1 pseudogene is annotated in these 458 nt (G+C 48.5%); it reads left to right on the forward strand.

The annotated features are described in order from the left end of the window. Positions 1 to 398: pseudogene (locus ACTHUM_RS19600) on the forward strand (dihydrolipoyl dehydrogenase); the annotation flags it as partial. Positions 399 to 458 lie beyond the last annotated feature (60 nt).

Consider the following 458-nt stretch of genomic DNA (forward strand, 5'->3'; position numbering starts at 1 on the left):
CGCATATTGAGGGCGGTTTGCGCCGTAGCGTAATCGGCGTGGTATTTACCAATCCGCAAATTGCCACTATCGGTTTGAAATACGCGCAAGTTGCGGAGAAATATCAGCCTGATGAGTTTGTAATCGGTGAAGTTTCCTTCCGAAACCAAGGCCGCAGCCGCGTTATGTTGGTAAACAAAGGCCATATGCGTTTGTATGCTGAGAAAGCGACCGGCCGTTTCATTGGTGCGGAAATTGTCGGCCCTGCTGCCGAACATTTGGCACACTTGATGGCTTGGGCGCATCAAATGAAGATGACGATTCCGCAAATGTTGGATATGCCGTTCTACCATCCGGTTATCGAAGAAGGTCTGCGCACTGCATTGCGTGATGCCGATGCAAAACTGAAACAGGCTTGATTATTTGATGGAATAAAGGCCGTCTGAAACTCGTAGTAAGGTTTCAGACGGCCTTTTTTA

The organism is Neisseria sp. P0021.S006 (assembly GCF_051956895.1).